Annotated in this window: 28 protein-coding genes; 9 read left to right on the top strand and 19 right to left on the bottom strand. The window is 39.3% G+C overall.

Annotated elements, in window-relative coordinates; translation table 11 throughout:
* Positions 1-4: 4 nt before the first annotated feature.
* The 4 genes from QT76_RS08325 to flgB all read right to left on the bottom strand — a co-directional run bounded on the left by QT76_RS08325 (position 5) and on the right by flgB (position 1,615).
* A complete protein-coding gene (locus QT76_RS08325; RefSeq protein ID WP_080242385.1) occupies positions 5-130 on the bottom strand; it encodes a transcriptional regulator in 126 nt (41 codons plus the stop codon).
* Positions 131-153: 23 nt separating this feature from the next.
* On the bottom strand, positions 154-483 hold the full coding sequence (fliE, locus tag QT76_RS01250; RefSeq protein WP_001147916.1) for a flagellar hook-basal body complex protein FliE: 330 nt from the start codon (positions 481-483) through the stop codon (positions 154-156).
* Between the two features lie 127 nt (positions 484-610).
* Positions 611-1,096 (bottom strand): flagellar basal body rod protein FlgC, encoded by a 486-nt coding sequence (gene flgC, locus QT76_RS01255; protein ID WP_000480093.1) that lies wholly within the window; start codon positions 1,094-1,096, stop codon positions 611-613.
* A 12-nt stretch (positions 1,097-1,108) separates the two neighbouring features.
* A complete protein-coding gene (gene flgB / locus QT76_RS01260) occupies positions 1,109-1,615 on the bottom strand; it encodes a flagellar basal body rod protein FlgB (RefSeq protein WP_162971622.1) in 507 nt (168 codons plus the stop codon).
* 132 nt (positions 1,616-1,747) lie between these two features.
* On the opposite strand from flgB, the gene QT76_RS01265 reads away from it, so the two are divergent.
* Positions 1,748-2,914: an FtsW/RodA/SpoVE family cell cycle protein gene (locus QT76_RS01265; RefSeq protein WP_033616266.1), complete on the top strand. Its 1,167-nt coding sequence runs from the start codon at positions 1,748-1,750 to the stop codon at positions 2,912-2,914.
* A 24-nt stretch (positions 2,915-2,938) separates the two neighbouring features.
* On the opposite strand, the gene QT76_RS01270 is transcribed toward QT76_RS01265, so the two are convergent.
* Together QT76_RS01270 and QT76_RS01275 are read right to left on the bottom strand one after the other, a co-directional pair.
* Positions 2,939-3,946: an ABC transporter substrate-binding protein gene (locus QT76_RS01270; protein WP_033616267.1), complete on the bottom strand. Its 1,008-nt coding sequence runs from the start codon at positions 3,944-3,946 to the stop codon at positions 2,939-2,941.
* A 199-nt stretch (positions 3,947-4,145) separates the two neighbouring features.
* Positions 4,146-5,147, bottom strand: a complete 1,002-nt coding sequence (locus QT76_RS01275; protein WP_033616268.1) for an ABC transporter substrate-binding protein — start codon at positions 5,145-5,147, stop codon at positions 4,146-4,148.
* A 239-nt stretch (positions 5,148-5,386) separates the two neighbouring features.
* Between QT76_RS01275 and QT76_RS01280 the strand changes: the two genes are divergently transcribed.
* Together QT76_RS01280 and QT76_RS01285 are read left to right on the top strand one after the other, a co-directional pair.
* Positions 5,387-5,983 carry a peroxiredoxin gene (locus QT76_RS01280; protein ID WP_000961662.1) on the top strand — a complete coding sequence of 199 codons (597 nt, stop codon included), beginning with the start codon at positions 5,387-5,389 and terminating at the stop codon, positions 5,981-5,983.
* 145 nt (positions 5,984-6,128) lie between these two features.
* On the top strand, positions 6,129-6,944 hold the full coding sequence (locus QT76_RS01285) for a MetQ/NlpA family ABC transporter substrate-binding protein (RefSeq protein ID WP_033616269.1): 816 nt from the start codon (positions 6,129-6,131) through the stop codon (positions 6,942-6,944).
* 481 nt (positions 6,945-7,425) lie between these two features.
* Here QT76_RS01285 and mrdA read toward each other — a convergent pair whose 3' ends face one another.
* The 9 genes from mrdA to QT76_RS01330 all read right to left on the bottom strand — a co-directional run bounded on the left by mrdA (position 7,426) and on the right by QT76_RS01330 (position 14,772).
* The gene (gene mrdA, locus QT76_RS01290; protein WP_033616270.1) at positions 7,426-9,192 is read right to left on the bottom strand and encodes a penicillin-binding protein 2; all 1,767 of its coding nucleotides are present in this window, start codon (positions 9,190-9,192) and stop codon (positions 7,426-7,428) included.
* Positions 9,173-9,616: a hypothetical protein gene (locus QT76_RS01295; RefSeq protein WP_033616271.1), complete on the bottom strand. Its 444-nt coding sequence runs from the start codon at positions 9,614-9,616 to the stop codon at positions 9,173-9,175. The genes mrdA and QT76_RS01295 overlap by 20 nt, the downstream gene beginning before the upstream one ends.
* Before the next feature lie 12 nt (positions 9,617-9,628).
* Positions 9,629-10,255, bottom strand: a complete 627-nt coding sequence (yihA, locus tag QT76_RS01300; RefSeq protein WP_033616272.1) for a ribosome biogenesis GTP-binding protein YihA/YsxC — start codon at positions 10,253-10,255, stop codon at positions 9,629-9,631.
* Positions 10,252-10,803 carry a lipopolysaccharide transport periplasmic protein LptA gene (gene lptA / locus QT76_RS01305; RefSeq protein WP_033616273.1) on the bottom strand — a complete coding sequence of 184 codons (552 nt, stop codon included), beginning with the start codon at positions 10,801-10,803 and terminating at the stop codon, positions 10,252-10,254. Before lptA ends, yihA begins: the two co-directional genes overlap by 4 nt.
* The gene (locus QT76_RS01310; protein ID WP_000831024.1) at positions 10,803-11,396 is read right to left on the bottom strand and encodes a hypothetical protein; all 594 of its coding nucleotides are present in this window, start codon (positions 11,394-11,396) and stop codon (positions 10,803-10,805) included. Before QT76_RS01310 ends, lptA begins: the two co-directional genes overlap by 1 nt.
* Entirely contained in the window at positions 11,371-11,865 is a 495-nt protein-coding gene (locus QT76_RS01315; RefSeq protein WP_033616274.1) for a KdsC family phosphatase, read from the bottom strand. Before QT76_RS01315 ends, QT76_RS01310 begins: the two co-directional genes overlap by 26 nt.
* Positions 11,862-12,806 (bottom strand): septal ring lytic transglycosylase RlpA family protein, encoded by a 945-nt coding sequence (locus QT76_RS01320; protein WP_000521855.1) that lies wholly within the window; start codon positions 12,804-12,806, stop codon positions 11,862-11,864. Before QT76_RS01320 ends, QT76_RS01315 begins: the two co-directional genes overlap by 4 nt.
* Positions 12,806-13,924, bottom strand: coding sequence for a lytic transglycosylase domain-containing protein (locus QT76_RS01325; protein WP_033616275.1), 1,119 nt, complete (start codon positions 13,922-13,924; stop codon positions 12,806-12,808). The genes QT76_RS01320 and QT76_RS01325 overlap by 1 nt, the downstream gene beginning before the upstream one ends.
* Before the next feature lie 83 nt (positions 13,925-14,007).
* A complete protein-coding gene (locus QT76_RS01330; RefSeq protein WP_033616276.1) occupies positions 14,008-14,772 on the bottom strand; it encodes a TatD family hydrolase in 765 nt (254 codons plus the stop codon).
* A gap of 74 nt (positions 14,773-14,846) precedes the next feature.
* Between QT76_RS01330 and ribE the strand changes: the two genes are divergently transcribed.
* The 4 genes from ribE to QT76_RS01350 are packed head-to-tail and all read left to right on the top strand — an operon-like array spanning position 14,847 to position 17,394.
* Positions 14,847-15,467 (top strand): riboflavin synthase, encoded by a 621-nt coding sequence (gene ribE / locus QT76_RS01335; protein WP_033616277.1) that lies wholly within the window; start codon positions 14,847-14,849, stop codon positions 15,465-15,467.
* A complete protein-coding gene (locus QT76_RS01340; protein WP_001044054.1) occupies positions 15,468-15,740 on the top strand; it encodes a FlhB-like flagellar biosynthesis protein in 273 nt (90 codons plus the stop codon).
* 21 nt (positions 15,741-15,761) lie between these two features.
* Positions 15,762-16,745: a methionine ABC transporter ATP-binding protein gene (locus QT76_RS01345; RefSeq protein WP_033616278.1), complete on the top strand. Its 984-nt coding sequence runs from the start codon at positions 15,762-15,764 to the stop codon at positions 16,743-16,745.
* 1 nt (position 16,746) lies between these two features.
* Positions 16,747-17,394 carry a methionine ABC transporter permease gene (locus tag QT76_RS01350; protein ID WP_033616279.1) on the top strand — a complete coding sequence of 216 codons (648 nt, stop codon included), beginning with the start codon at positions 16,747-16,749 and terminating at the stop codon, positions 17,392-17,394.
* Between the two features lie 31 nt (positions 17,395-17,425).
* On the opposite strand, the gene QT76_RS01355 is transcribed toward QT76_RS01350, so the two are convergent.
* From QT76_RS01355 to wecA, 4 genes are read right to left on the bottom strand one after another with little or no spacing between them, the layout of a single operon-like run.
* Positions 17,426-18,544 carry a glycosyltransferase family 8 protein gene (locus QT76_RS01355; RefSeq protein ID WP_033616280.1) on the bottom strand — a complete coding sequence of 373 codons (1,119 nt, stop codon included), beginning with the start codon at positions 18,542-18,544 and terminating at the stop codon, positions 17,426-17,428.
* 48 nt (positions 18,545-18,592) lie between these two features.
* Positions 18,593-19,021, bottom strand: coding sequence for a hypothetical protein (locus tag QT76_RS01360; RefSeq protein WP_033616281.1), 429 nt, complete (start codon positions 19,019-19,021; stop codon positions 18,593-18,595).
* Positions 19,022-19,030: 9 nt separating this feature from the next.
* Positions 19,031-19,627, bottom strand: coding sequence for a lipid A 4'-phosphatase (lpxF, locus tag QT76_RS01365; RefSeq protein WP_033616282.1), 597 nt, complete (start codon positions 19,625-19,627; stop codon positions 19,031-19,033).
* On the bottom strand, positions 19,627-20,634 hold the full coding sequence (gene wecA / locus QT76_RS01370; protein WP_033616283.1) for an undecaprenylphosphate N-acetylglucosaminyl transferase WecA: 1,008 nt from the start codon (positions 20,632-20,634) through the stop codon (positions 19,627-19,629). Before wecA ends, lpxF begins: the two co-directional genes overlap by 1 nt.
* Before the next feature lie 140 nt (positions 20,635-20,774).
* Here wecA and pdxJ point away from each other — a divergent pair, with 140 nt between their 5' ends.
* Together pdxJ and pdxA are read left to right on the top strand one after the other, a co-directional pair.
* Positions 20,775-21,563, top strand: coding sequence for a pyridoxine 5'-phosphate synthase (gene pdxJ / locus QT76_RS01375; protein WP_033616284.1), 789 nt, complete (start codon positions 20,775-20,777; stop codon positions 21,561-21,563).
* A gap of 1 nt (position 21,564) precedes the next feature.
* A complete protein-coding gene (pdxA, locus tag QT76_RS01380) occupies positions 21,565-22,488 on the top strand; it encodes a 4-hydroxythreonine-4-phosphate dehydrogenase (protein WP_033616285.1) in 924 nt (307 codons plus the stop codon).
* The last annotated feature ends 44 nt before the right edge of the window (positions 22,489-22,532 follow it).

Consider the following 22,532-nt stretch of genomic DNA (forward strand, 5'->3'; position numbering starts at 1 on the left):
GCGCTTACTTGAAAATGGCGTGGCGTTGGATTCTCACAACGCATGGGAGTGCGAATTTTTGATGGTAAAATCTATTAAAATGGGGTGCAATAATAACAAACCCTCTCTTTAAAAAAGACCAAGCGATCATTTAAAGAGACGCCACTTAAGAGACTAGATCTGCGTTCTCAAAAGCTCTTTATAAGCACTGATCGCTTTGTTACGCACTTCAAGCATGAGTTTCATGCTCGTTTCGGCCTTCCCTATGGCGATAGCCGCTTGGTGCAAGTCCTTGATCTGCCCTGTCGCCATGTCGGCTAAGGCTTTATCAGATTGCTCTTGAGTGTTGTTAAGCTCGTTGATGGATTGTTTCAAGAGTTTAGAAAACTCCCCACCTTTTTGTTCTTTAAAGGCGTTACCCGATTCTTCTCTTTTAGTCCTGTTGTCCGTGTTAAGCTCAGAGAAAGGACTCAATAAGCTTTTATCATTGTGTATGGCTTGCATAGAACCTCCTTAAGCTCTTTTTTAAAAATTTAACTCTATTAAATATCTTATTCATTTCTGTATTCTACTGATCTTTGGCTAATACTACCTAAATTTCCTTATACTACCATAAATTGTTGAAAATCATTCATGTTTGTAACATGCCAATCGCGTTTTGCGCCATGTTTTTAGCGCTTTGAAAGGCTGCAACATTGGCCTGATAGGCTCTAGTCGCTTCCACTAAATCCGCCATTTCAACCACCGCATTCACATTGGGGTAAGCCACATAGCCTTGAGCGTTAGCGTCAGGGTGGCTGGGATCGTATTTCATCAACGGCTCGCTATCATCGCGCACAATCTTATCCACCACCACGCTTGTAATGGGGATTAAGGGATTGTCATCGCCTTCATCTAAGGGGTCTTCATAGGGGGTAATTTGATTGTTTTGGGCGATTTTTTGGTTTAAAATCTCATTGAAATCAAAAGCCTTAAACACCGCTTCTTGCCTCCTATAAGGGCCTCCTTCGCTCGTGCGCGTGGTGTTAGCGTTGGCGATATTAGAAGAAATCAAATTAGCCCTTAAGCGTTGGGCGGACAAACCATAACCGCTAATATCAAAAGAAGATAAAAACATGCTTTCCCTTAACTATAAATTCTTACTGGAATCAATGGCGTAATTGATCACGCCTCGATACTTTTTTAAGGCTGAACTCAAGGCTAAATACATGGTAGAGTTCTTGCCCATTTCACTCGTTTCTATGTCTAAATCCACGCTGTTGCCATCATTTTTAGCCAAATGCCCATCTCTAAAAAAAAGGCTTGCTCCATCTTTAGTGCTATTTTCAAAGTCTAAATGCCTAGGGTTAGTGTGGGCTAAAGGCAAAACTTTACTGGATTGGTTTTCAAAAATTTCCGCTTTTTTCTCCGCCAAAACGCTTTCAAAATCCAAATCCTTTGGCCTGTAAAAGGGGGTATCCACATTAGCGATATTAGAAGCGATCATATCCTGACGCAAAGACCGATAATCCAACGCCTTATAAGCTAGATCAAACGCTTTAGAAAAATCCATCAAAACCCCTTTTTTAAACCCTTGCAAATTAATAACATGCAAAAAGCATTCCAAAATCGGCTCGCTTTTTTCTCGCTTTTTCATTAAAGAATGCGATCAATTTCAAAGCATGCTTTAAGCTTGAGCGATAAGACAATTCAGAGACATTATAGTGTAAAATATCCCTAAAATACCTTAAAATAACGCCTATTCAAAAACCAAAATAAGGAAATCCTAATGACCACAGACAGAAACCTGTTTTTTTGCGCTTCGCTATTGATTTTTTTAGGGGTATTGATGAGCTATTCGCTCTCAACTTACACCACAGTGGTGCTGTATCATTATGGGGAATTCCATTTTTTTATACGACAGCTTGTGAGCGCGATCATGGGCATTATTATCATGTGGGGGTTGTCTAGAGTTGATCCTAGCAAGTGGTTTAGCCGTTTGGGGTTTTTTCTCCTTTTTATCCCACCATTACTCATTATTGGCATGTTTTTTTTGCCAGAAAGCCTTTCTAGCAGTGCAGGGGGGGCGAAGCGATGGATTCGTTTGGGGTTTTTCTCTCTAGCGCCTTTGGAGTTTTTAAAGATTGGTTTTACCTTTTTCCTTGCGTGGAGTTTGTCTCGCACCTTTGTGGCAAAAGAAAAGGCTAATGTCAAAGAAGAACTCATCACTTTTGTGCCTTATTCGTTTGTGTTTGTGGCCTTAGCGATTGGGGTGGGGATTTTGCAAAACGATTTGGGGCAGATTGTTCTTTTGGGGGCGGTTTTAGCGGTGTTATTGGTCTTTTCTGGGGGGAGTGCGCATTTGTTTGGCTTGATTATTTCAGGGGCGTTTGCGATTAGCGTTTTAGCGATTGTTACAAGCGAGCATAGGATTTTGCGCCTGAAATTGTGGTGGTCTAATTTGCAAAATTCGCTTTTCACGCTCTTGCCGGATAAATTAGCGAACGCTCTTAGAATAAGCGACTTGCCCGAATCCTATCAAGTCTTTCATGCGGGCAATGCCATGCATAATGGGGGGTTGTTTGGGCAAGGGCTTGGGCTTGGGCAAATCAAGCTTGGGTTTTTGAGCGAAGTGCATACGGACATGGTCTTAGCTGGGATCGCCGAAGAATGGGGGTTTTTGGGGCTATGCGTTTGTTTTATTTTGTTTTCTGTTTTGATTGTTTTGATTTTTAGGATCGCTAACCGCTTGAAAGAGCCAAAATATTCGCTATTTTGCGTGGGCGTGGTGCTGCTTATTAGTTTTTCTTTGGTGATCAACGCTTTTGGGGTGGGTGGGATTCTTCCGGTTAAAGGTCTAGCGGTGCCGTTTTTGAGCTATGGAGGGAGTTCGCTTTTAGCGAATTGTATCGCTATAGGGCTTGTTCTAAGCCTAGCGCGATACACGAAGGGCTAAAAAATATCAGCCCTTTTTTAAAAATTAATGCCATAAGAATGGCTCAACCTCTGCATCATTCAAATCAAAAACCACTTTATAGTAGTCCTTAACAATCGCATTGATATCCACGCCCTTAAACGCTTCAGGGTGGGCTTTTAAAGCGATAAAAAGACTAATGAGCGGGGCTCTAGGACCGCCAATATCCATTGTGGGGAGCTTATAGACTTGCTTGTTTTTGATAGCTTTGATAGTGGAAAACTTGGGGTTGTTCAACACGTCTTCAGGCGTGAGTGGGCTTACCCACCAAATGAAAATGATTTCAGGGTTTTCTTTAACGATTTTTTCCACGCTAATGTCAGCACGCCCAAACTTAACGTATTTCAAGCCAAAATTGTCTATGCCCCCTTTTTCTAAAATGTCTGAGCTAATGGCTTGATGGCCACTGATCTTATTGGCCTTGTGGAAAAGTTCCACGCCCTTTTTCTTTTTAACATTTTTCAAACGCTCAGCAATGAAATCCAAAGTTTCTTGCATTTTGGCGAATTTTTTAGAAGCGTCAATTTCTAAGACCGTAGCTTGAGCTTGCATGGCCTGCATGGCCTCTGCAATCGTTGTCTCTTGAAAAGAAAGAAATGATATACCAAATTTTTTCGCATGCTCTACCGCTTTAGGGTTGCCCACAAAGGTTACCACAAGATCAGGGCTAAGTTTTTTTAAAAGCTCTACATTTAGCGCGGCTGTATGATCAGTGCTCATGTGTTTGACTCGTTTAAGATCTTCGCCTTTGAGAGTGGCTTTAACAATGTCATCTTTAAAAGCGTAATCCGAAACGCCTACAACCCTATTCCAAACATTAAGCATGGCAGGCACTTCTACATAACTCCCTATATAGGCTATTTTAGAAACGGGAAGCTTTATCGTTTGATCCCCAAAATAATCTTTGACTTTAACCTCTTGCACTGAAGCGTTGCACACATTCAATAATAATGAAGCGACAAGCGCACCTAAAGAATAAGAAATGAAGGCTTTTTTAAAGCGAGTAACTAACATAACGATCCTTTTTGTATGATTTATAAAGCGATTATAACACCATTAAGAAAATAACAATAGTAAAAATGAAACTATTTTTCATAAAATCTTAAAAGTTAAAGATAAGATAAAAATTAGGGAAGAAAATTTTAGCTACAAGGCTTGTTTTAAGCCTAGCGCGATACACAAAGGGCTAAAAATACTAGCCCCTTTTTAAAAATTAATGCCATAAAAAGGGTTCAATTTCTGCATCATTCAAATCAAAAACCACTTTATAGTAGTCCTTAACAATCGCATTGATATCCACGCCCTTAAAGGCTTCAGGGTGGGCTTTTAAAGCGATAAAAAGGCTAATGAGTGGGGCTCTAGGACCGCCAATATCCATTGTGGGGAGTTTATAAACTTGCTTGTTTTTGATGGCCTTAATAGTAGTAAATTTAGGGTTGTTTAACATGTCTTCAGGGCTAAGTGGGCTTATCCACCAAATAAAGATAATCTCAGGGTTTTCTTTAACGATTTTTTCCACGCTAATGTCAGCACGCCCAAATTTGACGTATTTCAAGCCAAAATTGTCTATACCCCCTTTTTCTAAAATATCTGAATCAAGGGCTTGATGGCCGCTAATCTTATTGGCCTTATGGAAAAGCTCCACCCCTTTTTTCTTTTTAACGCCTTTCAAACGCTCAGCAATGAAATCCAAAGTTTCTTGCATTTTGGCCAATTTTTTAGAAGCGTCAACTTCTAAGGCTTTAGCTTGAGCGTCAATATCTTCCATGACTTCTGCAATGGTTTTTTCTTGGAAAGAAAGGAATGATATACCAAATTTTTTCGCATGCTCTACCGCTTTAGGGTTGCCCACAAAGGTTACCACAAGATCAGGGCCAAGCTTTTTTAAAAGCTCCACATTCAACGCCGCCACATGATCACTGCTCATGGATTTAATGCGTTTAGGATCTTTGAGAGTGGCTTTAACAATATCAGATTTAAAAGCGTAATCCGAAATGCCTACAACCCTATCCCAAGTATTGAACATGGCAGGCACTTCTGCAAAGCTGCCCAAGTAGATTATTTTAGAAACAGGAAGCTTTATGGTTTGCTCCCCAAAATAATCCTTGACTTTGACTTCTTGATTAGAAGCGTTAGCCACGCCTAATAAAAATGAAACAATGAGTGCCCCTAAAGAATAAGAGATTAAAGCTTTTTTAAGGCGAGCGATTAGCATAACAATTCCTTTCGTATGATTTATGAAGCGATTATAACACTATTCAAGGAAATACAAGCAGTAAAAATGAAACTATTTTTCACAAAATCTTAAAATTTAAAAGGAAATATCTTTTCATTAACTTTTTAAGAATATACTCCACTATGTTTCCGCTGATTGAGTGGAAAGCATAATAAAATTAAATCTATTCAGGTTTAATTTTGATCCAACAAAATTTTAAAACACTTAAGGAGTTGTATATGTTAGTTACAAAACTTGCCCCCGATTTTAAAGCGCCTGCCGTTTTAGGAAACAACGAGGTTGATGAACACTTTGAGCTTTCTAAAAATTTAGGCAAGAGCGGTGCGATTCTTTTCTTTTGGCCAAAAGATTTTACTTTTGTATGCCCTACAGAAATCATTGCGTTTGACAAAAGAGTGAAAGACTTCCAAGAAAAAGGCTTTAATGTGATTGGCGTGTCTATTGACAGCGAACAAGTGCATTTTGCATGGAAAAACACCCCTGTAGAAAAAGGCGGTATTGGTCAAGTAACTTTCCCTATGGTGGCTGATATTACTAAGAGCATTTCTAGAGACTATGATGTGCTGTTTGAAGAAGCGATCGCTTTGAGAGGAGCTTTTTTGATTGACAAAAACATGAAAGTAAGACACGCAGTGATCAATGACTTGCCATTGGGTAGGAATGCCGATGAAATGCTTCGCATGGTAGACGCTCTCTTGCACTTTGAAGAACATGGTGAAGTATGCCCAGCAGGCTGGAGAAAAGGCGATAAAGGTATGAAAGCTACCCATAAAGGCGTTGCAGAATATCTTAAAGAAAATTCCATTAACCTTTAATGGTTCAATTTGCTGTTTGATCAAGAGAAACTTCGTTTTTCTTGATTGAACCCTTTTCTTTTTATTCTTTGCCAGTTTCTAAAATTTTCGTATCGTTTTATCTTTTTATCATTTTTGAATTAATTTTGTTAATAAAGGGGTTTTTATGAATGCATTCAAGCGTGTTATTAGTGTGGGAATAATTGCTCTAGGTTTGTTTAACCTTTTGGACGCCAAACACCACAAAGAAAAAAAAGAAGACCACAAAATCACTCGTGAGCTTAAAGTGGGTGCTAACCCTGTGCCGCATGCACAAATCTTGCAATCAGTCGTGGACGATTTGAAAGAGAAAGGGATCAAATTAGTGATCGTGTCTTTTACGGATTATGTGTTGCCTAATTTAGCGCTCAATGACGGCTCTTTAGACGCGAATTACTTCCAGCACCGCCCTTATTTGGATCGGTTTAATTTGGACAGAAAAATGCATCTTGTTGGTTTGGCCAATATCCATGTGGAGCCTTTAAGATTCTATTCTCAAAAAATCACAGACATTAAAAACCTTAAAAAAGGCTCAGTGATTGCTGTACCAAATGATCCGGCCAATCAAGGCAGGGCGTTGATTTTACTCCATAAACAAGGCCTTATCGCTCTTAAAGATCCAAGCAATCTATACGCTACGGAGTTTGATATTGTCAAAAACCCTTACAACATCAAAATCAAGCCTTTAGAAGCCGCATTATTGCCTAAAGTTTTAGGGGATGTGGATGGGGCCATCATAACAGGGAATTACGCCTTGCAAGCGAAACTCACCGGAGCCTTATTTTCAGAAGACAAGGACTCGCCTTATGCCAATCTAATAGCCGCTCGTGAGGATAATGCACAAGATGAAGCCATAAAAGCGTTGATTGAAGCTTTGCAGAGTGAAAAGACCAGGAAATTTATTTTGGATACCTATAAGGGAGCGATTATCCCGGCTTTTTAAGCCATTTGGATAAAATCCATCTTTATGATGAATGGAGGGGGGTGCTTTATAGGTGCTAATCAAAAGTTCTTTTCTCATTGAGCATTAAAAACGCTAAAAGTCTTTTTAAAATAAAACTATAAAAGAGCTTGTGCTAATCAAGTGGCAATTTCTTAAAAGCGTTATTTCTTAAAGGGGGGAATAGTGCAAAATAACCCCTTATCCTTTTAAGAAAATAATGATAAAATCTAAAACGATGAAGCAAAATAACAAAATATTAAACAAGGCTTTAGCTGTCACAGTATGCGATTAGAATAAAGCCAAACATACAGCAAGCCTAAAACTCATTAAAGTTTTACGCTTTTAGAGTGTTCTTTAATGAAGACCAGTTTTAAACCACCCATTAGAATGAGTTATAGAGCGGTGGAATGAGTTGGAAACAGGTTGGCTAATGGTCTTTAGCGTTTAAAAGGTTGCGTTTTTGAAAAGATTTAGAATTTTATTAAAGATAGCCAAGCTCATAGAGTTTATTGCTCATTTTCACTAACAAGCCCCCTAGTTTTGACCCCCCTTCCCCATGCTCTACTAAAATAGTGATAGCGTATTTGGGTTTTTCATAAGGCAAGAATGCCGTAATCCACGCATGGGATCGATGGAAATATTCCATATCCTTTTCTTTCATGCGGTTGACGATGTTTTGAGCGATTTCCACGACTTGCGCGGTGCCGGTTTTACACGCTAAAGTAACCTTAGAACCCCTTGTGGAATGATAAGCGGTGCCGTCTTTATGGTTACACACTTCATACATGCCCACTCTCAAGGCTTGGAGCTTCTTTTTTTGAAAACTATTTAGGGGGTCTTTGAGCGGTTGTTTGTTATTGATAGCAAAATGAGGCGTCGCCAGTTTGCCTGTCGCAATGAGTCCCGTATAGGCTAGCACTTGTAAGGGCGTGGCTAAAAAAGAGCCTTGCCCAATAGCGGTAATGAGCGTGTCCCCAACGCGCCAATCTTGATTGAAGCGTTTGAGTTTCCACAAATTATCCGGCACAATCCCCACAAATTCATTCGGCAAATCAACGCCCGTTTTTTCCCCAAAGCCCACTTCCCTTAAAGTTTTAGAGAGTTTTTCTATAGAGATTTCAAGCCCAAACTTATAAAAATACACATCCACGGACTCCCTAATGGCTTTATACAAATTGGAATTGCCATGCCCTGTTTTTTTCCAATCCCTGAATTTGCGCTTGCCCACTTCAATAAAAGGGGGGGTGGGGATAGTGGTGTTTTCTGTGATATGAAGGTTTTCTAAAAAGCTTAACCCCACGCCCATTTTAACTACAGATCCCGGCGGATACAAGGCGTTAGCGAAGCGGTTTAATAAGGGGTTATAAATATCATCTTGAAGTTTTTGCCATTTGTCTTGACTGATCCCGCCTACAAAATCGTTCAAATTGTATTCAGGGTAACTTCCTGCAACGAGCAATTCCCCATTTTCTGCGTTCATCACTAAAATCGCCCCCCTTTTATTTTCAAAGAGCTTGTCCGCTTCTTTTTGCAAGCGTTTGTCTAAACTCAATTGCAAGTGGTTGTTGGTGCTTGGCGGCACTACTTCTAAAGTGGCTAATTCTTGATTGAGCGCATTGACACGCATGATTTTATAGCCCACCTTGCCTTGTAAAAGCTTGTTGTATTCTTTTTCAATGCCGGTTTTGCCCACAATCTGGCTGTATTGATTCTCTTCATCGTCTTTTAAATCTTGCAAGCTTGCCACCCCCACATAGCCTAAAACATGCGAAGCTAAAGCGTTATTAGGGTAGTAGCGCTTGTCTAAAGGCAGCACAAAAATGCCTTGAGTTTGGATGAGTTTGGCATAAAGAGGTTGCATGGCGATATAAGGAATGAAGCCAACCACTTTAATGAGATTATGGTTATAAAGCGAATTTTCTTTTTGGTAATTGTTTAAAAGCGTTTCTTTAGAAAAGTTAGGGAAAAACTTTTGGATCATTTCAATTTTTTCTAAAAGCTCTTTTTGTCTAAGCCTACTAGGCAAAAACACGCCAAACACCAATTCGTTAGTGGCTAAAAACTCATCATTTCTGTCTGTAATATCGCCCCTTGTAGGGACTAGAAATTCTTTTTTGGTCATGTTGCGTTCGGCCAGTTTTTCATAGTATTCTTGATTTTTAACGCTTAAAATAAATAAATTTAAAACCAATAACCCCCAAAACCCTATAAAAACAAAGAGCAAAAGCTTATAGCGAAGATTTTTCATACAAACCCCACAAAGCGCTCTCTATTAAAGCAAAAAGAGCGAGAAAGCCGAGTATTTTCAAACTCAAGGACACCGAAAAAAAGTGCGATAAATAAAGGTAATAAACCAAAAAAACATGCAAAGTTTTGAATAAAAAGCCGTCATTAAAAAACTTTAAAGAGTTTTTATAGACGATTTGATGGTAGATTAAAAACAATAAAGCCAAAACGCCTAAAGTCTTTAAATGCATGCTCTCAAACCAAAACAAACAACCAAACACGCTCAGGCTTGGCAGAAAATGGTCGTATTTTTTCACATAAAACAAGAATAAAAACCCAATCATAGGGGGTAAAAAAGGCATTAAGTCTCTCAAAAGGCTATAAAAATAAAAACAAAAGATCCCTAAACATAAGAAAAAAAAGGAATCTTGTTTTAAAGAGAGCATGGTTTTTGCGGCTTATAAGGGGTTAGTGAGCAAGTATTTCAAAAGGGTTTGGCGCACTATTTCAAGGGTTGGGTATTTTGAAGAAAGAGCGTTAAAATGGGTGGTATTGATTAAAAAAGGTTTAGGAGCGTTTAAAAAAAGGCGGTGTTGCTCGTTTTTATTCAACTTGTCAAACTTCGTAAAAAGAGAAAGGTAGGCTTGATCGGGCCTTAAAAGGGCTTGAATGTTTTCTTTAGCGTTTTTATCAATTTCTAAATCCAAATGGCGTGCATCCACTAAATGGATAAAAAGCTTGATTGAAGTCCTAACGCTCAACAATTCCCATAAAAACCCCTCCCATTCTTTTTTCAAGCTTTTAGAAACTTTAGCGTAGCCAAACCCGGGCAAATCAATCACATTAAAGGTTGTTATTAAAGCGTTTTCTTTATCTTCCCAAGTGGTGGAAAAAAAATTCGCTAAGCGGGTTTTTCCCGGCGTTGCTGAGCTTTTGGCGAGATTTTTCCCTAACAAGGTATTAATAAACGAGCTTTTACCTACATTGCTGCGCCCTAAAATCACCATCTCAGAAGTCAAGCTCGCAGGGCATTGAAAAAGTTGGCTTGAAGAAGTGAGAAAATGAGCGTCTTTAATGGCGATCATGGTTTTTCGCCTTTCTTCTTCAATTTGGCCTTACGATTTTCTTCATTAATATCTTCCATATCAAACACAAACTTAGCGGGCCGTTTCGCGCTCCCCAACACATCAGCATAGCCTTTAGTTTTGTTTAAAATGATTTCATCACCGGTGATGACATTAGATTTCCCCACTTCTTTAACCACCGCATTTTGCAATAATTTGTATTCCCCATTCAACGCATTATAAATGAGCTTGTCAGCGCTCCCACTGATTTCACGATTGTCCTCTGTAAAGATGTTAAAATGCGTGTTCCCTGTGGCTTCATAGCGCTCTGGCTTTCGTTTATCGTTTAAAAACACGCTCACTTTATCCGCAAACAACCGGTCTTTACCTTTTTTGATCTGCACATTGCCTTGAATAACAGCAGTTTTGGTTTTGTCGTTCGCTACAAATTGGTTGCCAGTAATCTCTAAAAGCTCTCTTTCTTTTTTCAAACCTTTATTGTCTGTTTTTTGAGCGTCCATCACGCTTAAAATACCAAAACAACACACCAAAAAACACCACCAACGCATTAAAAACCTCCTTTGAAAGTGGGGAATTTTTTCTTTTCTTTCTGGCTTTGTTTGATTTCATCTAAGAATAAATGCGCTTGAATGCTTTGAGCTTCAATAACGGCTAAAGCATGCGAATAAGAAATGTCAAGCCCTTCAATCTTGCTATCTTTTGAAGTGAGGATGAAACGGCCCTTGCCTTTAAAATTTTGCTCCTTGTGGTTATAAATCCCTGTTTCACTCCAAAAACTAGAATCGTCGCTTCTTTTATAAGTAACCCCATTAGGGAAGAAATACAAATCCTGCTGCCGCTTGGCTTTAGGGGATTCAACGCTTTCAATGGTGTCTTCATCATAGCGCTTGATTTTGGAATCAAAAAAGATTTCGTAATCATCGTATTGTAAAGCTTTTTTACCCTCTATGGAAAGATCAAGGATTTTATCGTTGATTTGAAACGCTTTAAAATTTTCTAATTCAATTTTAGGGATATTTTCTTTAGAGACCACGCTAGTGGGTTGGGAACGCAAAAAGAAAAAAACTAACCCTATCGTGATGAAAGACAAAACCACAAAAAAGTTTAAAACGCTATTAGAGGTAAAGCTTGAGCGCTTCATCTTGCAAGCCTTCTAATGTTAAAAGATAATCAATCGCTTCCCTAACAGCCCCCTTGCCCCCTGAATTTTGCAACACTTTATAGGCCTTGCTTTTAAGCAAGGGGTGCGCATCAAAAGGAGCGAAACTCCAAGCGCATGCCTTAAACATGCCTAAATCGTTATAATCATCGCCTACGCATGCGATTTCTTGTGCATTTAATTGCAAGTCTTTTTTGAGCTGCTCCACAACCACGCTTTTATTTTCAACGCCCATAAAAACAAACTGAACGCCCAAACTCTCCATGCGTTTTTTCACCATGATTGAAGTTCTTCCTGTAATGATAGCGATTTTTTTGCCTAATTTTTGCCATAGCGTCATGCCAAGCCCGTCTTTAACATTGAAAGCCTTGAATTCGTGAAAATTTTCATCAAAATACAACGATCCGTCTGTGAGCGTGCCATCCACATCTAAAAGCAATAACTTAATCATTCTCTCGTTAAAACCGCATTCTGGTTATATTTTTTCATAAAATCCCTAGCCTCTTCTTCGCTTTGAAACCCTTGAACTAAAACTTTATACAAATCGTCTTTAAAAGCAACCTTGACGCTGTAATTCTTATTCTCTGCTTGCAATTTATCCGCTAAAGTTTGAGCGCCTATTTGGTTTCTAAAAGCCCCCATTTGCAAAGAAAATTTCCCTCCGCTCACGCTTTTTTCGCTCTCGCCGACTTTAAATTCCTTGTGTAAGATCTTTGAAGAGCTGGCGTTAAAGGATTGTTCGTATTGCGTGGAGATAACCCCACCAAAGCCCAAAACAATAAGACGCACGCTGGCCGTGCCTTTTTTAACCATGTCAATATCCCTAGCGGCCGCATTAGACAAATCAATGATGCGATCGCTCACAAAAGGCCCTCTATCATTAATGCGCACAATGGTGCTTAAGTTATTATCAACATTGATGACTTTCACCACGGTGTTCATGGGTAAAGTCTTGTGCGCGGCGGTGTGGGCATACATGTTGTAAATTTCCCCATTACTGGTTTTTTTGGCATGGAAATTGGGGCCATACCAGCTCGCAATGCCATCAAATTTTTCGCCTAAATCCACTTTAGTGGGGTAATACCACTTGCCCCCCACTTGATAAGGGCGCATGGTGGCTCTTTGGATCGCGCTAGAATCGCGCATGCCGTTATCTAGGGGTTGTTTTGTATTGCTATCTTGCGAATCGGAGTGGTGTTTGAAATGGCGTTCAAAAAAATTGCGCTTATAGGTGGCTTTTTTGGTTGTCGGGTCATAGTCTTTAGCGTTTTCATAAGCGCGCAAGCTTTCATGCTTATAAGACAAATTCTTTATTCCCTCTTTTTTAACCGCACAAGCGCTAATCAAAAAAATAACGCCTAAAAAACAAACTTTTTTTAACGCCAAACCCATTAAAATTCCCTTGTAGCGATCAATTTCTTATTGGTAGGAATGATTAAGCGCTGGTGGATAAAAATATTAGAATCTTTGAGGTTATTGGCTAATTGGATACTGGAAATACTGACTTGATAGCGTTTAGCGATAGAAGATAAGGTTTCTTTAGGCAAGACCACATGGGTGATGAAAGGGTTTTTAGGATTAGCTTGAGCGTTTTTATTTTGTTTGAGTTGGCGTTGTTTGAAAAGGGCGAGTTTTTCATAAGGGATATAAACGGTGTAAGTGGGGTCTTTAGAGGGCAGAATGTTATAGCGGAATTGGTGGTTGTAAGATTTTAAGGTTTCCAAACTCAAGTTTAAATTCTTAGCCACCTGGACTAATGAAGTGTGCCTTTTAAACGGAACGCCCACCAAGCTCACCCTCGCCCCACGATTGAGCAGATATTCTTTATCTTTGAGGTTATCTAGGCTGTTGAATTTCAACGCCAGGCTTAGAATGGAACGGATATACTCTCGTGTTTCTTTAGGGAGGTATTTCTTATCTTCATCCAACAAAATCTTAATGTCTGAAGTGCCGGCGGCTTTAATAGCGTTCTGAACCTTGCGTAAGCCGTAATTATACGCCATAGCGACCAAATACCACTCCCCGGTTTGCTTATAGAGCCGTTTCAAATAAGCGATCGCTGCTTGAGTGCTTTTAATGGGGTCTCTTCTTTCATCAATGTAATGATTGACTTTAAGCCCTAATTCTTTAGCCGTGCTTGGCATGAATTGCCAAATCCCTACCGCTTTTTTCCTGCTATAAGCCCTTGATGAAAATTTAGACTCGGCCATGGCTAAAAACAAAAATTCTTGTGGCACGCTCGCTTCTATGAGCATGTTTTTAATGATGGGGATGAACTGGTAATTCACATCAAATCTTTTGACTAACTTTTTCCATTCCTCTTCTTTATTCATTTTTTTTAAAGCGTTGGGCATCTGGGATAAAAAGCTCGCATTAACCCCAAAGGCCTCTAGCGCTTTGGTGTCAATATTAGATTCAAAAGCCATTTTCGCATGGCCTAAAGAAGCCAATAAAAGGGTAACAAAAAAAACCAACCATTTTTGACTAAAACACTTCATTCTTTTTGACATCATATCCTAATAATTAATCTAGCTTTTAAAATAGCTTTGATTATAGCTAAACTTGAATAACGCTTTCTAACACAGCCTTATTTTTAGGGGAAGTTAAAGAGCGTTTGAGCGTTATGCGTGCTTAAAGAAGCGAGCTCTTCAGTCTCTATGTTGATGATTTCGGCAATTTTTTGAGCGATTAAAGGGATATAAGTAGGGCTATTCCTGGTGCCTCTAAAAGGGTGTGGGGTCAAATAAGGCGAATCCGTTTCTAAAAGAAGCCTGTTTTTAGGGATTTTAGGGAGGATCTCTACCAGTCTTTTAGCGTTTTTAAAAGTGCTAACCCCTCCTATCCCGTAATAAAAACGATCGCTTAGTTCCAAAAGCATGCCATCAGCGTTAAAGCAATGCAACACCCCAAAAGCCTTAGGATAGCTTTTTAAAAGATTCAAACTATCAAAACTCGCCTCTCTGATGTGGATAATCAAGGGTTTGTTGTGTTGGATAGAAAACTCAATCTGTTTGGTAAAAATTTCTTTTTGCTTGCTTTTATAGCTCTCTCTCTCATTCAATTCAGGCAAGCGGTAGTAATCCAGTCCGCATTCGCCTATCGCCACGCATTTTTGATGCCCAACAAACTTTTCAAACAGGCTTTCATCAAAGCTTTCCACATCATAAGGGTGAGCGCCTATGGCAAAAAACACGCCTTCAAATTTTTCGCTAATTTCTATTGCTCTATTCAAATCTTTCATGTCCGCGCCCGGAATCACGCATTGAGTAACGCCTTTTTCTAGGCTTTCTTTTAACACTTCTTCTAAATCGTTTTCATAGTCCTTGTGATCCAAATGGCAATGCGTATCAATAAACATGCTTCTATCCTATGGTTTTATTTAATATGTTACAATACTTAAGCATTCTAACATAAGGAGAATAACAATCAATTATGTTTAGCGGGTTAATCCATAAAATAGCTAAAGTGAAAAGTTTCCACAACAATATTTTAAGCATAGAGAGCGATCTCAATCCCAAGCTTGGCGATAGCATTGCGATTAATGGGGCATGTTTGACCGCCATAGAAAGTTCAAAAACGCATTTTAGCGTGGAATTGAGCCAAAAAACCCAAAACAGCGTAGCGTTAGAAAATTACAAGGATTTAGTCCATATTGAGCCAGCTCTAAAAGCCGATGCGAGTTTGGATGGGCATTTTGTGCAAGGGCATATTGACGCTATCGGGGTCATTGAAAAAATCATTCAGCATTCTAATCAAGTGGATTTTTTCATCAGCGCTTCTAAAGAAACGCTTTTATTGTGCGTTGAGCAAGGCTCTATCGCCATTGATGGGGTGAGTTTGACTTTAAGCAAGGTAGAAGAAAAAGGGTTTTGGCTAACGATTATCCCTTACACTTTAGAAAACACCCTTTTTAAGACTTATAAACTCAAACGGCGCGTGAATATTGAAACGGACATGTTAGTCCGCAGCGTTGCGTCTATTTTGAAAAAAACAAAAGGGTTTGAAAAAAATTTCTCTTGGAATGATGCGGATTCTTTGACTTTAGGGTATTAGATGAATAAAACCATAAAAGCCGCCGCTCTAGCCTATAACATGGGACAAGATCATGCCCCAAAAGTGATCGCAAGCGGGGTGGGCGAAGTGGCTAAAAGGATCATTCAAAAAGCAAAAGAATACGATATAGCGCTCTTTTCTAACCCCATGCTAGTGGATTCGCTTTTAAAGGTGGAATTAGATTGCACGATACCTGAAGAATTGTATGAAAGCGTGGTGCAAGTGTTTTTATGGCTCAATAGCGTGGAAAATAACGCGCAAATGTCCAAGTGATCGGGATGTAAAGTTAAAACGATGGTAGTAGAATTAAAAAACATTGAAAAGATTTATGAAAACGGGTTTCATGCTCTAAAAGGCGTGAATTTGGAATTGAAAAAAGGCGATATTTTGGGCGTGATAGGCTATTCAGGGGCGGGAAAATCCACGCTCATTCGCTTAATCAATTGTTTAGAGCGCCCCAGTTCTGGCGAAGTGTTAGTCAATGGGGTCAATCTGTTAAACTTAAAGCCTAAAGAATTGCAAAAAGCGCGCCAGAAAATAGGCATGATTTTCCAGCATTTCAATTTATTGAGCGCTAAAAACGTGTTTGAAAATATCGCTTTCGCTCTAGAAATCGCCCGATGGGAAAAAACTAAGATTAAATCCAGGGTGCATGAATTGTTGGAATTAGTGGGGCTAGAAGATAAAATGCATTTTTATCCTAAACAGCTAAGCGGCGGGCAAAAACAACGAGTGGCGATCGCTAGGAGTTTAGCGAATTGCCCTGATTTGTTGCTTTGCGATGAAGCCACATCCGCGCTGGATTCTAAAACCACGCATTCTATTTTAACGCTTTTAAGCGGCATTCAAAAAAAGCTTAATTTGAGCATCGTTTTCATCACGCATGAGATTGAAGTGGTTAAAGAATTGTGCAATCAAATGTGTGTGATCAGCAGCGGCGAAATCGTGGAAAGAGGCTTAGTGGAAGAAATTTTTGCTAACCCTAAACATGCCGTTACTAAAGAATTGCTTGGCATCAAAAACGAGCATGGGGATCAAAAATCGCAAGATATTTATCGCATCGTGTTTTTAGGGGAGCATTTAGACGAGCCGATCATTTCTAATTTGATCAGGCGTTTTAAAATAGACGTGAGCATCATTTCAGGCAATATTGAAGAGCTTACGACTAAAGATATAGGGTATTTAGTGGTGCGGTTTTTAGGCAGTGTTGCAGAGACTCAAAGGGCTTTAGAGTATTTAAACGCTTTAGGCTTACAAGTGGAAAAATTAAAGGATTAAAATGATTTCTCAAATGCTCATTCAAGCCACGCTAGAAACGCTTTATATGGTGTTTGTGGCGAGCTTTTTGGCGGTTGTTTTTGGCTTGCCTTTGGGGGTTTTATTGTTAGTGAGTAAAAAAGGGCATTTGTTAAACAAACCCCTTTTGCATAAAATTTTAGACACTTCTATCAACATGACTCGCTCTTTCCCTTTTATCATTTTGATTATTTTGCTCCTGCCTTTATCGCGCCTTTTGATTGGCACGAGCATTGGCTCTAGCGCGAGCATTATCCCGCTAGCCATTTCAGCCATCCCTTTTGTCGCAAAGCTTTTTGAAAATTCTTTAATGGAAGTAGAGCATGGCAAGATTGAAACCACTTTAAGTTTGGGAGCGTCTCATTTGGAAGTCATTAAAATGATGCTTTTAGAGAGCCTGCCCTCTTTAGTGAACAATATCACCATCACCTTAATTTCTTTAATAGGCTATTCGGCTATGGCGGGAGCGTTAGGGGCTGGGGGCTTGGGGGATTTAGCCATTAGGATTGGCTATCAAAGTTATAGGGGCGATGTGCTTTTTTATGCGGTGGTCGTGATTATTGTTTTGGTGCAAATCATTCAAAGCGTGGGGGATTATGTGGTGAAACGCTTGAGAAAGCATAAGTATTAGGGATTTGGTTTCGCCTTGTGATTCCAACAAATTAGAACTTTTTTTGAAAAAATTTTTTTTGAAAGAAAGTTTTTATCGGTTTAGACCATCGTTCTTTGATCACTAAATTATAGTAATGAGATGCAAAAACCTTAATGGAGCGTATGCTCACTTCATAAAGACGCTTATCTTGAGAAAAATAATGGATTTTTTGAGCAATATCTTGGTATTCTACGCGTTTTTTTTGCATTTCTAGAGTGAAGTCTTTCCAAAATGGAGTGTGTGCAAGCATTTCTAACCACAGGTGGTATTGATTCCCTAAAGGGAACTCCCAAGGTTTGCCACTGTAGATTCCAAGAGTATCTTTATCAGATTCATAGTGCATGATAATAGGGTTTGAAAGAATGTCTTGAATTTGAGAGATCTCATAGGGGATTTGCTGGCGATAGATAAATTCATTGGGTTTGTCTTGGTGGATGATTTTAAAGCAAATGGGCAAGGAAGCTTTATGTCTCAAATCATCAAGTTCTTCTTGATAATAATAAGGCAAAACACAATAATGTAAGGGAAGTTCTCTAATATAGGCATGCAAATGGTGTATTAATGTAGGTTCTTTAAAATATGGACGCATTACTTGAATTTTAAATTTTTCTAAGACCTGTTGGGTAAAAGAGTGCTCTCGCATGTAATCCAAATTGCAAAACCAAAACCCCTCTGTAACTGATTGTGATACTAAACTTATCACACCACTCAAATGAAAAGATTCGCTTGTGTCTAAAGCGATAAAATCATCAGCGAAAGCTCTGCAAAAGACCACATCCACATCAGACCAAATCATTTTGCTGTATTGGGGGAATAAACTAGGGAGAAAGTATTTAACCAAAATCATTCTAGAATAGCGATTAACCCATGTGCTATCCGTGATGGTGGGCAAAGAATCAAGAGTGGCACTAATATCTTGGCATTTTAAAGTGGCAAAATGTTTGAAAGGCTTGATAGTTTCTTGGAGCCTGTTTAAATCATCTTCATTCAAACCGCTATAGAATACATAGATACTAAAAATTATTCTTTCAACTGCACGATGGGCATCAAGCAGTGAGTAAAGGGCAACAGCCCCTGTTTTTAGGTAGTTTTTATCAAAGGCAAAGGCAATAGGGATTTCATGTTGCATCAATTTTCCTTGGAGATTTTGTGAAAATAAACTATATCATAGCTTATGTTAGTTTTTATTGATAAATTTATCCATCTGTTTTTCTAAGTCTATGATTTGCGTTATCGCTCCTTCTAAAATTTCAAAATTTTGAGCGTTTTTTGGGGCAATGCATGCAAGCTTGTTGGAAGTTTTTTCTAACGATTGGAGGTTTTTAAGCAAGGTTTTTAAAACTTCTACGCTTTTAAAATCCTTCTCAAAATAGTCATCAAATTGCTGTTCTGTTTGAGACAAGTTCTCTAAAAAAGCGCTTTGAAGGCGTATTTGGGTGCGATCATGCCCGGTTTCTATGCAGGTTTTATAAGCTTGATGGATCGTAGTCAAAACTTCTTGGGCTTTCAAAAAAGCCTTTGAAAACTCAACGATGATTTCATAATGTTCGCCTTCCGCTCTTAAAAACCCTAAAAAGAGCGCAATGAGCAATAATTTTTTTAGCACTTTATCCCTTTACCATTGATAAGAAAAGCTCACCCCATAGCGGCTACTGCCCTTAAAATCGCTAGAAATTTCAGGATAGAGCATCCATTGCTTGGGTTTGTAGCGTGAAGTGAATAAATAAGCAAACCCCCATGCGATAAGGCTGCCGATCGTAACTTGCAAGATCGTGTGTTGTCTTGCCACCACTCTGCTAGCGTCAGTGAGGATTGCAAGAGCGATCACAGGAAGAGCCGGCTTCCACCCATAGCGGTAATACACAAACCCAGCCGCGCTAAACACCCCCCCAGCATGCCCGCTTGGCATGCCTCTCCAAGAATTACAGCACGGGCGTTTAGCAAATCCCACTCTAGCCCCATCTTTATGGGCGTTATTAAAAGCTCCTTTAAGGCCATAAATCACTCCTTGAGTAACCAATGTGCCGACCGCTAATTCCCCTAAACCTCTATAATCGCGCATCGCCAAACTGACCGTGCCTACAAAAATAGGCAAAAACCTAAGCACATCGCCAATCTCTTCTAAAATGTATGCCCCCTCATTGATCGGCTCACTCCTTAAAGGATAGACCCATAAGAGCAGGATCAAAAAAAGACTTTTGAGCTTTTTCATTAAAACGCTCGCTTTTCTAAAGTGCAAACTTGCCTGTTCAAATAAGCATAGCCCATTAAATAGCATGCGATAAAGACTAAGCCAATAATAATGAGCGCATGAGCGTTTAAGCGAAAAAAGACGCTGATTAAAATAAAAGGCAGGTTGCACAGAACAAGGATAAACGCGCATAAAGGGTTAGGGTAATTGAAAGAGCGTTGTTGCAAGAATTTAAATAAAAGGGTGTGCAAATGCAAATTATCTGGCATGGTGGCTTTCTGGCGTTTTATTTTGCGCCTAAGGATACTAAAAAGCACCTCTATGACTGGATAAAGCATTAAATTGAGCCCAAAAAACACGCTGATTTTTTGCTCTAAACTCAAATGTAAAAGGGAAATCCCGCACACCAAACCCAAAAAATACGCCCCCCCATCGCCTAAAAAAATCTTTCCTAAAGGGAAATTTAACACCATAAACCCAAGCACCATGTAAGCTAATAGGCACGCCAAACTGCTAGGCTCTATATAATGGATGACTAAAAGAGTAATCGCGCAAATCCCTGATGCAAGCCCGTTAAACCCATCAATAATATTAATAGCGTTACTGATACCCACCAGCATAAAAACAGCGAATAAAAAAGCGATAAAATAAGGCAAGCTAAAAAGGGGCGAAAAATCGCTCACCACTAAAGGCGTTGATGAGATGATGCAAACAACCCCTACGGCTTGTAAAATAAGGCGTATTTTGGGGCTTAATGAAAGGTTAATGTCTTCTAAAAAACCGCTTAAAAAGACTAACAACAAACCCAAAAAAACAAAAAACCCCTTAAAAGGCGTCTCAAAAGACTCAAAAAGATAAGCTAACACAAAAGAAAGAAAGATCCCAAGCCCCCCGGCTCGTGGGGTTCTTGCATGATGAAAGCCTTGTATTTTATTAGCGTTATCCACAAAGAGCATGGATTTTTTAGACCACAAAATAATCAAAGAGCAAATAAATAAACTGGTTAAAAAATATAGCACCCACAACACTTTTTATTGGATTTAATTGGCATTTTGTTTTGGGTATTATAGCATTTTACAAGATAGCTTGATGATAAAATCTTATAGGTGTAAGAGGCGGGTTTTATGTTACAATTCCAAAAATCATTATTATAAAATAAAGGATAGTCATGCGTTTTGGATTGAATATTGATCACATTGTGACTTTAAGAGAGATAAGAAAGACTTATGAGCCTGAGATTTTAGAGGCTCTGTTCATCGCTAAAAACACCCATAAAGTGGATTTAATCACCATCCATTTGAGGGAAGACAGACGGCACATTCAAAATGAAGATGTTTTGAAGTTGCTTGAAATAAGCCCCTTGCCTATTAATATTGAATGCTCTATTAATGCTGAAATCACTGATTTTTTATGCTCTTTGAAAAATAAGCCCAGTAAAGTTACGATCGTGCCTGAAAACAGAAATGAGGTTACGACAGAGGGGGGATTGGATTGCTCATTAAAGGGTTTAGAAGAGGTGATTAGAGCGTATCATAATAAGGGCATTGAAGTGTCTTTGTTTATTGATCCTTTAAAAGACGCTCTGTATTTTGCAAGGGAGCATCAAGTCAAGCAAGTGGAGTTCCACACTGGGGTGTATGCGAATTTGCACAACGCTTTATATTCTAACGCTAACAATCAAATCCATGCCATTAGCGCGCTCAAAGACAAAAGCCCCAAAGAATTGAAAGAAGAATTGCATAACGCCTTTTTGGAATTAAGGAGAATGAGCAAAGAAGCGTTTTTTATGGGTATTGTGGTGTGCGCTGGGCATGGGTTGAATTATTCTAACGTGAAAGAATTGTTAAAAATCCCCTCTTTAAGAGAGCTTAATATCGGGCATAGCGTGATTTCAAAAGCGGTTTTAGTGGGCTTAGAAAAAGCGATTTTAGAAATGGCGCAACTTATTAAGCGATAAAATGGCTAAAAAGAAAATTGCGATCAGCTGTGGGGACATTCAAGGCGTAGGCTTAGAACTGATTCTAAAAAGCCATAAGGAAGTGAGCGTGCTTTGTGAGCCGTTGTATCTCATTGATGGCGAACTTTTAGAGCGGGCCAATCAATTGCTTGCTAACGCTTATGAAACTGAAACGCTTAATGCGCTCGCTATTGATGCCCCCTTACCCTTATTAAACTCTAGCACGATAGGCAAAGTCAGCGCTCAAAGCGGGGCGTATAGTTTTGAGAGTTTTAAAAAGGCTTGCGAGTTAGCGGATGATAAAGAAGTGGATGGCATTTGCACTTTGCCTATCAACAAACTCGCATGGCAACAAGCTCAAATCCCTTTTGTGGGGCATACCGATTTTTTAAAACAACGCTATAAAGACCATCAAATCATCATGATGCTTGGGTGTTCTAAACTCTTTGTGGGGCTATTTAGCGACCATGTGCCTTTAAGCACGGTTTCTCAACTCATTCAAGTAAAAGCGTTAGTTAAGTTTTTATTAGCGTTTCAAAAAAGCACTCAAGCCAAAATCGTTCAAGTGTGTGGTTTTAACCCCCATGCGGGCGAAGAGGGCTTGTTTGGAAAAGAAGATGAAAAGATTTTAAAAGCCATTCAAAAGAGCAACCAAACGCTGGGCTTTGAATGCTTTTTAGGGCCATTGCCCGCTGATAGCGCTTTTGCCCCCAATAAACGAAAAATAACCCCCTTTTATGTGAGCATGAGCCATGATGTGGGGCTAGCCCCTTTAAAAGCGCTCTATTTTGATGAAAGCATTAATGTGAGTTTGAACGCCCCCATTTTACGCGCTTCCACTGACCACGGCACGGCGTTTGACATTGCTTATCAAAACAAAGCGAACAACAAAAGTTATTTGAACGCGATCAAATATTTGGCTTAAAGATTTTAAAATACAAGCCAACAAGGTATAATTCAAGCAAAAAC

The sequence above is a fragment of the Helicobacter pylori SA37A genome (genome assembly GCF_000476015.1).
GTDB lineage: Bacteria > Campylobacterota > Campylobacteria > Campylobacterales > Helicobacteraceae > Helicobacter > Helicobacter pylori_DB.